Annotated in this window: 12 protein-coding genes and 1 pseudogene; 3 read left to right on the forward strand and 10 right to left on the reverse strand. The window is 73.7% G+C overall.

The window, feature by feature from the left end; genetic code table 11:
- Positions 1-455 precede the first annotated feature (455 nt).
- From ABD944_RS39285 to ABD944_RS39295, 3 genes are all read left to right on the forward strand, one after another.
- Positions 456-746: a CD225/dispanin family protein gene (locus tag ABD944_RS39285; RefSeq protein WP_345186521.1), complete on the forward strand. Its 291-nt coding sequence runs from the start codon at positions 456-458 to the stop codon at positions 744-746.
- A gap of 3 nt (positions 747-749) precedes the next feature.
- Positions 750-1,223 carry a DUF2752 domain-containing protein gene (locus ABD944_RS39290; protein WP_345186525.1) on the forward strand — a complete coding sequence of 158 codons (474 nt, stop codon included), beginning with the start codon at positions 750-752 and terminating at the stop codon, positions 1,221-1,223.
- Between the two features lie 194 nt (positions 1,224-1,417).
- Positions 1,418-1,894: a GNAT family N-acetyltransferase gene (locus ABD944_RS39295; protein WP_345186613.1), complete on the forward strand. Its 477-nt coding sequence runs from the start codon at positions 1,418-1,420 to the stop codon at positions 1,892-1,894.
- Between the two features lie 536 nt (positions 1,895-2,430).
- Here ABD944_RS39295 and ABD944_RS39300 read toward each other — a convergent pair.
- From ABD944_RS39300 to ABD944_RS39345, 10 genes and pseudogenes are all read right to left on the reverse strand, one after another.
- Positions 2,431-3,240, reverse strand: coding sequence for a crotonase/enoyl-CoA hydratase family protein (locus ABD944_RS39300; protein WP_345186529.1), 810 nt, complete (start codon positions 3,238-3,240; stop codon positions 2,431-2,433).
- A 77-nt stretch (positions 3,241-3,317) separates the two neighbouring features.
- A complete protein-coding gene (locus ABD944_RS39305; RefSeq protein WP_345186531.1) occupies positions 3,318-3,809 on the reverse strand; it encodes a metallophosphoesterase family protein in 492 nt (163 codons plus the stop codon).
- A 348-nt stretch (positions 3,810-4,157) separates the two neighbouring features.
- Positions 4,158-4,865 carry a hypothetical protein gene (locus ABD944_RS39310; RefSeq protein WP_345186534.1) on the reverse strand — a complete coding sequence of 236 codons (708 nt, stop codon included), beginning with the start codon at positions 4,863-4,865 and terminating at the stop codon, positions 4,158-4,160.
- A gap of 232 nt (positions 4,866-5,097) precedes the next feature.
- A complete protein-coding gene (locus tag ABD944_RS39315) occupies positions 5,098-5,901 on the reverse strand; it encodes a hypothetical protein (RefSeq protein ID WP_345186536.1) in 804 nt (267 codons plus the stop codon).
- A 30-nt stretch (positions 5,902-5,931) separates the two neighbouring features.
- Positions 5,932-6,987 carry a 2-hydroxyacid dehydrogenase gene (locus ABD944_RS39320; protein ID WP_345186539.1) on the reverse strand — a complete coding sequence of 352 codons (1,056 nt, stop codon included), beginning with the start codon at positions 6,985-6,987 and terminating at the stop codon, positions 5,932-5,934.
- Positions 6,988-7,596, reverse strand: a complete 609-nt coding sequence (locus ABD944_RS39325; RefSeq protein ID WP_345186541.1) for a histidine phosphatase family protein — start codon at positions 7,594-7,596, stop codon at positions 6,988-6,990.
- Positions 7,593-9,068 carry an FGGY-family carbohydrate kinase gene (locus ABD944_RS39330; RefSeq protein WP_345186546.1) on the reverse strand — a complete coding sequence of 492 codons (1,476 nt, stop codon included), beginning with the start codon at positions 9,066-9,068 and terminating at the stop codon, positions 7,593-7,595. Before ABD944_RS39330 ends, ABD944_RS39325 begins: the two co-directional genes overlap by 4 nt.
- Positions 9,065-10,576 carry an FGGY family carbohydrate kinase gene (locus tag ABD944_RS39335; RefSeq protein WP_345186551.1) on the reverse strand — a complete coding sequence of 504 codons (1,512 nt, stop codon included), beginning with the start codon at positions 10,574-10,576 and terminating at the stop codon, positions 9,065-9,067. The genes ABD944_RS39330 and ABD944_RS39335 overlap by 4 nt, the downstream gene beginning before the upstream one ends.
- Positions 10,577-10,622: 46 nt before the next feature.
- Entirely contained in the window at positions 10,623-11,867 is a 1,245-nt protein-coding gene (locus ABD944_RS39340) for a sugar ABC transporter permease (protein WP_345186556.1), read from the reverse strand.
- Positions 11,868-11,994: 127 nt separating this feature from the next.
- Positions 11,995-12,801, reverse strand: a pseudogene (locus ABD944_RS39345) (ATP-binding cassette domain-containing protein); the annotation flags it as partial.
- Positions 12,802-12,811 lie beyond the last annotated feature (10 nt).

A 12,811-nucleotide genomic window follows, 5' to 3' on the forward strand; every position in this document is an offset into this window, starting at 1 on the left:
CACCCACCGTACCGGATCCGCTTTCGCGTTTCCCGCCCCGGGGCGACTTGTTCTTACTTTATCAGATCCGCTCGGACTGTCAATTCCGGGCTTTTCCGATACGCCATTCCGAATCCGCTTGCGCGGTTCCTTCCCGGCGGTGTCGCTATTTCATCAGATCCGGCCCGATTGTCAAAATCGAGCTTTTCCGACCCACCACGGCACGGCACGGCCGACACGACGAAGCCGTGTCGGCTGGTTCGTAGGTGGTTTCCCCATGGTTCGGCCGGCCGCCATGCGGGCGTCCTGCATCCGTGAGGGGACGAGGGGTTAACTTACGCGGTCGGAGCGCCCACGTCAAATCGGCACCCCGGTCCGATGCTCCTCCGCAGGTTGCAGCGTATTGGGGGAACCCGGTGGGGCCTGTCACCATCTATCTAAGTAGATCACCCAGCCCAAGCAGGAGAGGTACCACCATGGCCTACCCGCCCGCCCCGCCGCCGCCCCCGAGCTCCGGCGCCGGCTCTCCGCCCCCGAACCACCTCCCGTGGGCGATCGCGACCACCATCCTGTGCTGCCTGCCCGCAGGCGTCGTGTCCATCGTCTACGCCGCCCAGGTCAACTCCAAGTGGTCGGCGGGCGACCAGGCCGGTGCGATCAAGTCCTCCAACAACGCGAAGACCTGGGCGATCGTGTCCGCGGTCCTCGGCGTGGTCGTCGGCGCCATCTACTTCTTCATCGCCATGGCGGGGAACAGCGGCAGCTGACCGATGACGGATGAGTCCCGGCCCGTCCCGCTCCCGCGGGGCGGGCCGGTTCCCGGAGCACCGGACGGTTCTCGACAGCCCCTCGCCGTCCGGCTCCTGCGGCCCGGCGGGGTGCTGGTCCTCAGCGTCGCCGCCGTCTTGTACGTCGCCGCGGTCGACCCCAACGAGGCGGGGCACTATCCGACATGCCCCTTCCTCGCTCTCACCGGGTTCCAGTGCCCGGGCTGCGGTTCGATGCGCACCGTCCACGCGCTCGCCCACGGCCATCTCCAGGAGGCCTTCGGCCTGAACGTGCTGACCGTCGCGATGCTCCCGGTTCTGGCGTTCTTCTGGCTCCGGTGGGCGAGAGCCCGCGCCCTGGATCGTCCGGTGAGGACGAAGGTGGCGCACCCCGCGCTGATCTGGGCCCTGTTCGGCGCCATCCTTCTCTTCTGGCTGATCCGGAACCTCCCGGTCGGATCGGCCCTCGCCGCCTGACCACCAACGGCCATGGTCCGGGCGCTCCTTTCGCCATGCCCGGCGCGGCACGCCAGGCACTCCATGGCCCTCGGCTCCCCGGTGTTCGCGGCAGCTCCGCTGTGCTTTCCCAGTGGAGTAGCACCCCCAGTGGAGCGTGCTGGGCCGAAATTCGCTCGCGCAGGCCCCCGGCCAGCAATCACACTCTGTGCGTGATGGAAGTAGCCCTATGTTCCCTGGATGAGCCCGCATTGGCGCGGCTGCTGGACGCGGCCGTGGCGGGCGCCGATCCTCTGGAGGTCATGCCTCCGGTCGCCGGCGCGCCCGGCTGGACACCTGAGCGCCGGACGGCGTTCCTGGAGTTCCACCGGGCGAGATGCCTGAACCCGGCGACGGCGGTGGAGCGCACGTGGGTGATCGATGTCGACGGGGAGGCGGTCGGGGCGGCGCGCCTGGAGCCCCGAGGTGACGCGGTGGAGGCGGGCATCTGGTTGAGCCGCGCTTCCCGGGGTCGCGGGATCGGCACGCGGGTGACGGCGTTGCTGCTGGCTGAGGCCCGGTCGACCGGAGCGGCAAGGTTCCTCGCTTCGACGACCACCGGCAACCGCGGTGCCCGCTCGTTGCTGGCGACCGCAGGCGCCGTGCTCACCGTTGAAGGGGACGAGGTGACCGCCGAGCTTCCGCTCGACTGAAGTCCGTCTCGCGCCTGGCCCCGCGCATGCGTCCACGCTCGACCGTGAAGAGGCATCAAAACCTCTCCGCTAGAGACGGGACCGCACCGCCGCGATCGCCATCCGGCGCGTACCTGCCCGTTCGCCGCGCTCGCGGCGAACGGGCGGAAGGCGGAACGCGGCTGGACAAAGGAGTCGCCCACGGCCTGACGTATCTGTTCTCCGCGCTCCCCTCACGCGTCCCGCGGCGAGCGCGATCCCGAACGGTCCAGTCATTTCGAGGCGACGCGAGCCCCCGACCGCTCCGCTCCCTCGGCGGTCGAGGCCGTCCCGCCTTGGACGCGAGACGTTGGTCGCGCGCGTTCGGACCGGCGGCACGGCGACGGCCACCAGTTGTACGCGTCCCCCTAGCGGCGGTGTCCGCTGCTGCACGATGTCCTGTCTGGGCTGGCACACGAACGTGACGGACACACGGGAGGTTCACCGCAGCAAGCGGGGGGCAATCGCCATGCGAGGCCACCCGCCCGGTGTCGTCCGGTGAAGGCGTCGGCGGGGCGTCAGGCCGGGTCGGTGAAGGCGGGCGGGCGCTTGTCGAAGTAGGCGCGGACGGCCTCGACCTGGTTGGGGCTTCCGCGCAGGGCGCCGAGGGTCCGGGACTCCTCCAGGAACTGGCCGGCCAGGTCGGTGTCGGCGGCGCGGTTGAGCAGGCGCTTGGCTCCGCGGACGGCGTCGGGGCTGTTGCCGGCGATCTCGCGGGCGAGTTCGGTGGCGGCGGCGCGCGGGTCGTCGGCGGTGCGGGTCGCCAGGCCGATGCGGACGGCTTCCGCGCCGGAGATCATGCGGCCGGTGAAGGTGAGCTCCTTCGCGACGTCCTCTCCGACCAGGCGGATCAGCGCGGCCGTGCCGGTCATGTCGGGCACCAGGCCCCAGCGGATCTCCAGGACCGACAGGCGTGCGTCCGGGGCGACGATCCGGATGTCGGCGCCGAGCGCGATCTGCAGGCCGCCGCCGAGGGCGTGGCCGTGGACGGCGGCGATGACGGGCTGCGGCAGCTCCCGCCATACGTGCACGGCCTGCTGCCCGAGGTTGGTGATGCGTCCCGGCTCGCGCGCGGTGATGTCGCCGGCGCGCCGCCCGGCGCCGTCGCCGGCCATGGCGGCGAAGTCGGCGAAGTCCAGGCCCGCGCAGAAGGCGCGGCCCTCCCCCGACAGGACCACGGCCCGGACGGAGCCGTCGGCGGCGAGGGCGTCCCCGGTGCGGGCGAGCGCCTCGAACGTGGCCAGGTCGAGGGCGTTCAGCTTGTCGGGACGGTTGAGCCGCACGTCGGCGACCCCCTCGTGGACGTGCACGGTGACGCGGTCGGTCATGCCGGGGGCCCTCTCATCCTCGCGGGTCGTCTCCAAGGGACGATTCCATGCGGCGTCCGGCCGGTCGAGGGCGAGGCTCAGGTCACGGGGACGATCCGCGCTTCGGTGAGCCGGCCGCCGTCGATGTCCAGGAGCCCGAGGGTGCCGTGCGGCTGGCGGCGCCGGTCGGTCGGCGACCCGGGGTTGAAGATGCGGATGCCGTCGCCGGTCTCGTCCAGGGGGATGTGGGAGTGCCCGAACACGACGAGGTCGGCGCCGGGGAACCAGCGCCGCATCCGGGCGGTGCGGCCCTTGGCCTGGCCGCTGTCGTGGACCATCGCGACGGCGAGGCCGTCCAGGTCGAGTTCGAGGCGTTCGGGCGCGCCCCACCCGGCCACGTCGGGCCCGTCGTTGTTGCCGAGGACGGCGTGGACGGGCGCGTACTCGGCCAGCTCGTCCAGGACGGACGCGACGCACACGTCGCCGGCGTGCAGGATCACGTCGGCGTCCCGCAGGTGCTCGGCCACCCGCGGCGGGCACGACTTCCAGCGCCGGGGCGCGTGGGTGTCGGAGATGGCCACCGCTCTCATGCGCCCCATTCTCCCTCAGGGGTCACCATGGGCCGGATGCCGACCTCGCCGGGGCGCCGCCCGTCGGCGCGTTCGAGCTGAAAAGTGAGTGATTTTGCCACGGCAGGTCTCGGACACGCGTGGGAAACAACTGTAAACACGCAGTCATTACTCAGGGCTGAACTGCGGAGTTACGCTCGAATTCCTCGCGATCGTCCAGAAGGATTCGGCCGTACGCCCCCGGTCGTTCTTCCCGACACGGCGACCCAGCACCGCGAGGGCACAGTGAGGGCGGCCGGGCCCGAGGAGGATGATCACTCCCTTGCACCGGCCCCGGGCCCGGCCGCCTCTCCGCACGCTCGCCCTGGGCTAGGGGGTCAGGTAGAGCTTGCGGTCGAAGACGCCGGAGCCCGGCGTGCTCTCACCGCGGGCGATGGCGGAGCCGCTGCCGGTGCCGTTGGACGGGCAGAGGCCGCTGCTTCCCGTCTGCCGCACGAGCGTGATGCCGTCGGCCCTGCCCTGCGCGTCGTCCTGGCCCGGCAGGGGGCGGTTCGGGTTGTCGCGGTTGTAGACGTCGAAGCGCAGACCGTCGGTGCCGCCCGTCCGGAATCCGTAGTAGCAGGTGACGGTGATGCCGAGGATCTTTCCTTCCATCTTGAAGCGAAGACCGCCGTTGATGGACAGGACGCCGTCCCGGCCGCCGGAGACCGGGTCGTAGGCGACGCTCCCGCTCTTGTCGGGCATCTGGCTGAGGTCGAGGTCGGTGGGCGGGGAGCTCAGGCCGTTGGAGGTCCGGCACGCGCCGATCGACGCGGCGGTCAGCTCGCCCGCGCCGGTGGACTGGACGGTGCCCTGCAGTTCGGCGCCGTCGCAGGAGCCGGTCACCTTCGCGCCCAGGTAGTCGACGGAGAACGCCAGACCCCCGACGGTGGCGACCTGCCAGTTGCCGGAGTAGGGGGCTCCGGTGGCGGTCTCCTGGCGGATCGTGGTGGTGGCGGCGGACGCGGCGGGCGCCGTCAGGGCCAGCGCGGCGGAGGCGGCCGCGAGGGGGGTGGCCAGCCTGATGGGAGCCTTCACGGGGTTTCCTCCTCGGGGAGAGGGATTTGATTTTTTCTACCCGAGTGGCCGTGAAATGCAAGACCCTTCCCGCCGGATATCCGCACTCTAGAAGATTCCGATAAACGAGGGCCGCCGGATGCTAAGTCGACCGTGATATCGACCGTGGAGTCAAGCACTTTGTGCGCATAAATGGGAGGGCGCGCGGCCGGGACGGGAGGTATGGACGGAACCCGGCCGCGCGCCTGGCCTGTCAGTGGAACACGGGCGTCATCGCGTAGACGCGGTTCGGCTTGTTGTAGCCGAAGAAGACGCGGGTGCCGCGGCCCGCGTGCGCGACCGCCAGCCCCTCGCTCTCCCCGGTCAGCGGGATGGGGATCGCTTCGAGGATGTTCCCCGCCCGGTCCAGCACGGTGATGGCGTTGTTGGTGTAGTAGAGGACCTTGTCACCGGCCATCTCCAGGCCCTGCGGGACGCCCTGGTAGCCGAGGTCGAAGGTCGAGCGGACGGTGCCGTCGAGGTCGGTGAACGCGAACACGAAGGGGCCCTGGTCGCCCGGTCCGGCGTGCACGAGCAGGCCGTCGCGGCGGTCGTCGACCGCGACCAGGCCGGAGTTGCCGAGCGCGCCGAAGTCGATGGTGCGCACGACCTCGGGTTCGCCGCTCCAGTCCACGACGTTGACCTTGGTCGGGTTCGTGCCGCCGCCGGTGGCGACGTAGAGGAGCCCGTCGCGGTCGGCGCTGATCTCGGCGGCGTGCCCGACGGCGAGCGGCGCGCTCTCCTTGAGGGTGGTGCCGTCGCGGTCGTACTCGCGGATGACGCCGTGTCCGCCGCCCACGTCGAAGCCGACGTAGAAGCGGCCGCGGCGGTAGGCGAGGCCCTGCATGTTGTCGGTGTGGGGGACGTTGAACAGCAGGTCGAAGGTGAAGGAGCGTCCGGCGGCCGCGGCGGGGCGGGCGCCGGCCAGGGCGGCGGCTCCGGCGAGCGTGGCGGCGCCCGCGAAGCCGAGGACTCTGCGGCGAGTGAGAGCTGCCTCGCCGAGTCCGGGTCCGTGCATCGTGCCTCCTTGGGTGGGGGGGTGGGGAGGTCAGGGGCCGGTGGGCCGGGGGGCCAGCACCTCGGGGTTCGCGCAGTGCAGGAGGGCCTCGCCGCGCAGGTGGCGGCCGACGTCGGCGGCGAGGATGCGGGCCGCGTTGGCGGCGGTCTGCTTGCTGGCCCCGGCCAGGTGCGGTGTGACGATGATGTTCGGGGTGGTCAGCAGCCTCGACCCGGCGGGGATCGGCTCCTCGGGGAAGACGTCGAACGCGGCGGCGAACAGGTGGCCGGACTCGGCGGCGTCGCAGACGGCCTCGTAGTCCAGCAGCGACCCGCGCGCGCAGTTGACGATGATGGAGCCGGGCGGCATCGCGGCGATCTGCGCGGCGCCGATCATCCCCGTGGTCTGCGGCGTCGCGCGGGCGTGCAGGGAGACGATCTGCGCGCGCGCCAGCAGCTCGTCGAGCGGGACGAGTTCGGCGATGCCGGACAGGTCGCCGAGGTCGTCCAGGTACGGGTCGTGGACGAGCACGCGGGCGCCGAGCGCGGCGAGGGCCCGGGCGACGCGGCGGCCGACGGCGCCGCAGCCGACGAGACCGGCGGTGCTGCCCTGGATCTCGATGCCGACGTCGTCGTAGCGGTAGTAGTCGCCGCGCCACTGCCCCGCCATCAGGTCGACGTGCGTCTGCGGGATGCGCCGGACCGCCGCGAGGATCAGCCCGAGGGTGTGCTCGGCGGTGGCGCCGGCGTTGCGGCCGGGCGCGAAGCAGACGGCCACGCCGTGCTCGGTCGCCGCCTCCAGGTTGGCGTTGACGGGCCCGCCGCGGCTGATCCCGAACAGCCGCAGGTCCGGGGAGGCCTCCAGGATCCGCCGGGTCAGCGGGGCCATCTGGGTGACGCAGACCTCGGCGCCGCGCAGCGCCTCGATGAGCTGCTCCTCGGTCCCCGACGCCTCGTCCACCTCCGCGACGCGCCCGAACGGCTCCACCGGCCACGGCAGGGTGACCTCCGAGAACGCCAGGTCGGCGGGCGCCTCGGCGCGCAGGGCGTCGATGAGCAGCTCGTTGCGGACGAAAAGGTCACCGGCCGCGAGCACGCGGGTAGTCATTCATCGCTCCAGTGGGGTGTTGAACTCCAGGAGGGCGGCCTCGCCGTCCCGGAGCCGGATCTCGGTCAGTGCGCAGTTGCCCAGCGACGGGAACCGCCGCCGGTAGTCCTTGAGCGGCACCCCCAGCAGCCGGCACAGCGCGAGCCGGATCGCCGTGGAGTGCGCGACGACCAGGACGCGGCCGCCCTGGTGCAGGCGGGAGATGTCGTCCAGGCACGCGGTGAAGCGGCGGGCGGCGGCGGACGGATCCTCGCCGCCGGGAAGGTGCGCGGCGACGGGGTCGGCAAGGAAGGCGCGCAGATCCTCGGGGAACTTGCGTTCCATCTCCGCGCGGGTGAGCCCCTCGCCCTGCCCGAAGTCCAGTTCCCGGAGCCGCTCGTCGACGTGCAGCCGCGCGCCGATCGCCGCGGCGGACGGCGCCGCGGTCAGCCGGGACCGCGACAGGTCCGAGCACCACACCGCGTCGGGCCGGGCCGTGCCGGCCCACGCGGCCAGGGCGCGGGCCTGGTCCAGGCCGCGCGGCGTCAGCGCGACGTCGCTGGTCCCCGCGTAGCGGTTGTCGGCGTGCCATTCGGTCTCCCCGTGCCGGACGAGGATGAGGCGCGTCATCGTGATGTCCTCTCGCGTGCGTGCGCGGCGGTCTCGGCGGGCAGCCATCCGCGCCGTTCCAGCTCACCGACCAGGCGCAGGTAGGGCGCGTCGAACACGCCGGTCCTGTCCGGACGCGGGTCGATCACCGCCCTGACGGCGACCATCCGCCCGGCGGTCTCGGCGATGTCGCGGCCCGGCGCGGCGGCGAGGACGGCGGCGCCGAGCGCGGGCTCGGCCTGCCGGGGCAGCACGACGGGGCGGCCGAGGATGTCGGCGCGCAGCTGGCACCAGTACCGGCTGCGCGCGGCCCCGCCCGTCAGCGTCAGGTCGCCGCCGGTGGGCGCGCCGAGCAGGTCGAGGTGGTCGAAGCAGAGCCGCTCCAGGTAGCCGACGCCCTGCAGGAGGGCGGCGAAGTCGTCGGCCTCGTCGCCCGTGCCGTCCAGCCGGAAGCCGCGGGCGTCCGGCGCGAGGAACGGGAACCGCTCCCCCGCCGGGACGAGCGGGTAGGCGAGCGCCGCCGCGGGTTCGTGCCGGGCGGCGCGCCGGTCCAGGTCGGCCAGGTCGCGGCCCGGGAAGTCGCGGGAGAGCGCGCCGGCGCCGGTGCTGGACGCGCCGCCGGGCAGCCACCGCCCGTCCGGGGCCTTGTGGGAGTAGACGACGCCGAACGGGTCCTGGACGAGGTCGTCGCTGACGCCTTTGAGGACGAGGGTCGTGCCGAGGACGGAGTTCCAGGATCCGACGGTGAGGCGCCCGGTGCCGAGCTGCGCGGCGCAGCCGTCGGTGGCGCCCGCGACGACCGGGGTCCCTTCGGGGAGGCCGGTCGCCTCGGCGGCCGCGGCGCAGACCGTCCCGAGCGGGGTGCCGGACCGTTCCAGGGGCGGGAGCAGGCCGGCGGGGACGCCCAGCGCGTCGAGGACGTCCGCGGGCCAGTCCTCGGCGACGAGGTCCGCCCCGGTCTTGAGCGCGTTGCTGAGGTCGGCGGCCACCGGGTGCCCGGTCAGCCGCCGGTTGACGAAGTCGGCCTGGTGGGCGAGGCGGGCGCCCTCGCGCGGGTGGTGCTCCAGGAGCCACAGCAGCTTCGGCAGCGCCCAGGCGGGCTGCATGCGCTGGTAGCCGAGGGCGCGCCACACCTCGCCGCCGGCCTCGTTGACCCGCTGGACGTGGCCGGCGGCGCGGGTGTCGTCGTACATGAGCGCCGGGGTCAGCGGCCGCCCGCCGTCGTCGGTGAGCAGGATCGTCCCGGACGTGGCGTCGACGGCGACGGCCTGCACCGCCGGCGCCGGGACGTCGCGCAGCGCCTCCCGGCAGGCGGCGCCGACCGCCGTCCACCAGTCCTCGGGGTCCTGCTCGTGCCGGGGGCCGTCCCGCCGCCCGGTCAGCGCCCGGCTGCCGGCGCCCGCCACGTCGCCCGACGCGGTGACGGCGAGCGCGCGCACGCTCTGCGTTCCCAGGTCGACCCCGACCCACACCGCCTCGTTCTGGTCGGTCACCGGGCGCCGCCGTCCAGGCCGGTGCGGGCGCGGGCCGCCGCGAGGGTCGGCCAGGCGGGCGCCGTGGCGGAGCGGATCGTCAAGAAGTCCTCGTAGGTCTGGGAGTAGTGAGCCGCCCGGTCCGGGTCGGGCGCGTGGGTGTCGCCGGGACGGACGTGGTCTCCGGCGGCCGCGCGGGCGTCGGCGGCCCGCCCGGTGGCCAGGAGGCCGGTGATGAACGCGCCGCGCGCCCCGGCCTCGCTGTCGGCGGACCGGACGACCGGGACGCCCGTGACGTCGGCCAGCATGCCCAGCCAGACGGGGCTGGCCGAGCCGCCGCCGCTGACCCGCAGCTCGGTGGGACGGGTCTCGGCCGCCGTCAGGCAGTCGCGGACGACCAGGCTGAGCCCCTCCAGGACGGCGCGGGCGACGTGCTCGCGCTCGTGGTGGACGGTGAGGCCGTGGAACGCGCCGCGCGCCTGCGGGTCCAGGAACGGCGCGCGTTCGCCGGCGGGCGACAGGTACGGCAGGAAGACGAGCCCGTCGGCGCCCGGCGCCGCCGACGCGGCCAGCTCGGCGAGCGCCGCGGGCGCGGCGAGGCCGAGCACGCGGCACGCCCAGTCGACGACCTGGCCGCCCGCGAGCGTCGGGAAGGCCCTCAGGTAGCGGCCCGGCAGGCCCATCGCGACCGTGAGGCCGGACGGGTCGCCGCCCAGCCGCGGGCCGTCCACGACCGTCTCGGTGCACAGCGTCGTGCCGAGGATCGTGCAGGCCTGGCCGGGGTCGACCGCGCCGACGCCGATCGCGGTGGACGCGATGTCGTAGGGGGCGAGGACGACGGGCAGGCCCTCCGGCAGCCCCAGCTCGTCCGCCGCGCCCCGGGTCAGGGGGGCGGCGCGCCGGTCGTCGCCGAGCACGTCGGGCAGGAGCCGCCGCGCCCACTCCATGTCGTAGGCGCGGAGCAGGTCGTCCGAGTAGCGGAGCTCGGCGATGTCCAGGAACGGCGCGGACGCGTCCGAGCCGTCCACCGCGATCCGCCCGGTGAGGCGGGAGAAGATCCAGCCGCCGCAGGTGAGGGACGCCGCCGACCGGGCGAGCCGGTCGGGGTCGTGCTCGCGCAGCCAGGTGAGGATCGCGTTCGGCAGGCCCGCGAAGTGCAGCGACCCGTTGACGCGGAACGCCCGCTCCAGCACGCCGGAGGCCGCCCAGCGCTCGACGGCGGGGGCGGCGCGGCCGTCGTTCCACAGGATCGCCGGGCCGGTGGGCGCGCCGTCGCCGTCCACCAGCCAGCAGCCGTCGCCCTGCGCGGTGAGCGCGAGGAAGTCGACGTCGCCGCCGACCTTCCCGAGCACCTCCCGGACGGCGTCGGCGACGGCCCGCCACACCGCGGCCATGTCCTGCTCGGCGTGTCCCGGCGCGGGCCGGGCGACCTCGGTGGGCCGGCGGGCGACGGCCAGTTCGGCGCCGTCCCCGGCGTACCCCACCGCTTTGATCATCGTGGTGCCCGCGTCGACGCAGACGACCGTCATCGGCTCCCCCGTCCGTTGCGTAGTGGTCCCATCCAACCCGTGCCGGTCAGGCGCGGCCGTGCGAGGCGCGGGAGCGGCGGGCGACCGAGTCCAGCGCCACGGCGAGCAGCAGCACGGCGCCGGTGACCATGAAACGGTAGGACGAGTCGAGGTTCAGCAGCGTCAGCCCGCTGGAGATCGACTGGATGACCAGGATGCCGAGCAGCGCCGCGAACGCGTTGCCGCGCCCGCCGAACAGGCTCGTCCCGCCGATGACGGCCGCCGCGATCGCGTTCAGGTTGACGTCGCCGCCGCCGCTGCTCTGGTTGGCCGCCGCGAGGCGCGCCGCGGCGAGGACGCCGCCGATCGCGGCGAGCGTGGTGCACAGGACGAACGCCGAGGCGTAGACCGTCCTGACGTTGATGCCGGCGCGCCGGGCCGCCTCGACGTTGCCGCCGACCGCGTACACGGACTTGCCGTACTTCGTCCGGGACAGGACGTAGTGCGTCGCCAGCACGAGCATCAGGAACAGGACGAACATCCAGCCGACGCCGCGGTCCCGGTTCAGGTACCAGACCGCCACGGCGAGGCCGGCGAGCAGGGCGGCGCTGCGCAGGATGAGCGTGCGCTCCGTCGTCGCGGGCAGGCCCGCCCTGCGGCGCTGCGCGGCCCGGTTGTGGCCCGTCAGGTACAGCCCGGCCGCGCCGACGGCGACCAGCGCGTAGGCGAACCACGGCGGGAGGAAGTCGAGCTGGGCGAAGGTCACCAGCCGCGAGTCGAACGGCAGGTTGATCGAGCCCTTGGGCCCGAGGATCCACAGCTGCAGGCCGAGCCAGCCGAGCAGCCCCGCCAGGGTGATCACGAAGCTGGGCACGCCGAGCCGGTTGAACACCTGGGCGTAGAACCAGCCGAGCGCGACGGCCAGCGCCACGGCGGCGACGATCGCGAGCCAGGACGGCCAGCCGTGGTCGACGAAGAGCACCGCGACGACGGCGGCGCTGAGCCCGCTGACCGAGCCCACCGACAGGTCGATCTGCCCGACCAGCAGCATGAACATCACGCCGAGCGCGATCACGCCGACCGGCACGCACTCCAGCGCCAGGTTCACCAGGTTCGCGCTGGACAGGAAGACCGGGTTGAGGATCTGCATCACGGTCCAGATCACGATCAGCCCGCCGACCACCGGCGCGACGCCGAGGTCGCCGCCGCGGACCCGGTCGGCCGCGGCCGCCAGCGCGGCGCGCACGCCCCGCTCCCCCTGCTCGCCCGGCAGGCCGGTCCCGGTCTGCGGGGGCGCCATGAGGTCACTCATCGCCCGCTCCCTTCCTCGGGCCGCCCGGTGCGACCCGCTCGGGCCGGTCGCCGTCCGGCCCGTCCGCGCCGCCGGCGGCGGCGTCCTTCTCCTGCGCGGTCCCGGTGTCGCCGCCGTCCTCCGCGGGGGTGTCCCGCGCCTCGGGGCGGAGCTTGCCGGCGCGGCGGCTCACCACGTTGTCGGTCGCGCCGGTGATGGCGGCGACCAGTTCCTCGGCGGAGGTCGTCCGCGCGTCGAACACGCCGTTGTTGCGGCCGAGGCGCAGCACGGCGACGGTGTCGGCGACGGCCTGCACGTCGGCCATGTTGTGGCTGATCATGAGGACGCCGTGGCCGCGCTCCCTGAGCCGCTCGATCAGGTTGAGCACCTCGGCGGTCTGCGCGACGCCGAGCGCGGCGGTCGGCTCGTCCAGGATGATGACCTTCGGGTCGCCGAGCAGCGACCGGGCGATCGCCACCGTCTGCCGCTGGCCGCCCGACAGCGCCGCGACCGGGACCCCCACCGAGGGGATCTTCGCCGAGAGCTGGGTGAGCAGCTCGCGGGAGCGGACCTCCATCGCGACGTCGTCCAGGCGCAGCGCCCGCATCTCGCGGCCGAGGAACAGGTTCTCGATCACGTTGAGGTTCTCGCAGAGGGCGAGGTCCTGGAAGACGGTCGCGATGCCGAGCTGCTGCGCCGCGGCCGGGGTGGGGATGCTCACCTCCCGCGACTCGAAGGTGATGGTCCCCGCGTCCGGGGCGTGCACGCCCGACAGGACCTTCACGAGGGTGGACTTGCCGGCGCCGTTGTCGCCGACGAGGGCGACGACCTCGCCGGCGGCGACGTCCAGGTCGACGCCGGTGAGCGCGGCGACCGCGCCGAACGACTTGCTGACGCCGCGCAGCGACAGCAGCGGGCGCGCCGCGCCGGCGGCCGGGGTGGGCGTTGGTGACATGACGAACCTC

It is taken from the genome of Actinomadura verrucosospora, assembly GCF_039540335.1.
GTDB lineage: Bacteria > Actinomycetota > Actinomycetes > Streptosporangiales > Streptosporangiaceae > Spirillospora > Spirillospora verrucosospora.

Excerpts from the sequence above, each read along its gene's own strand:
- ABD944_RS39295 (WP_345186613.1), top strand. The coding sequence starts at position 1,418 with ATGGAAGTAGCCCTATGTTCCCTGGATGAGCCCGCATTGGCGCGGCTG.
- ABD944_RS39320 (WP_345186539.1), bottom strand. The coding sequence starts at position 6,987 with ATGACTACCCGCGTGCTCGCGGCCGGTGACCTTTTCGTCCGCAACGAG.
- ABD944_RS39305 (WP_345186531.1), bottom strand. The coding sequence starts at position 3,809 with ATGAGAGCGGTGGCCATCTCCGACACCCACGCGCCCCGGCGCTGGAAG.
- ABD944_RS39335 (WP_345186551.1), bottom strand. The coding sequence starts at position 10,576 with ATGACGGTCGTCTGCGTCGACGCGGGCACCACGATGATCAAAGCGGTG.
- ABD944_RS39340 (WP_345186556.1), bottom strand. The coding sequence starts at position 11,867 with ATGAGTGACCTCATGGCGCCCCCGCAGACCGGGACCGGCCTGCCGGGC.
- ABD944_RS39325 (WP_345186541.1), bottom strand. The coding sequence starts at position 7,596 with ATGACGCGCCTCATCCTCGTCCGGCACGGGGAGACCGAATGGCACGCC.
- ABD944_RS39290 (WP_345186525.1), top strand. The coding sequence starts at position 750 with ATGACGGATGAGTCCCGGCCCGTCCCGCTCCCGCGGGGCGGGCCGGTT.
- ABD944_RS39300 (WP_345186529.1), bottom strand. The coding sequence starts at position 3,240 with ATGACCGACCGCGTCACCGTGCACGTCCACGAGGGGGTCGCCGACGTG.
- ABD944_RS39315 (WP_345186536.1), bottom strand. The coding sequence starts at position 5,901 with ATGCACGGACCCGGACTCGGCGAGGCAGCTCTCACTCGCCGCAGAGTC.
- ABD944_RS39285 (WP_345186521.1), top strand. The coding sequence starts at position 456 with ATGGCCTACCCGCCCGCCCCGCCGCCGCCCCCGAGCTCCGGCGCCGGC.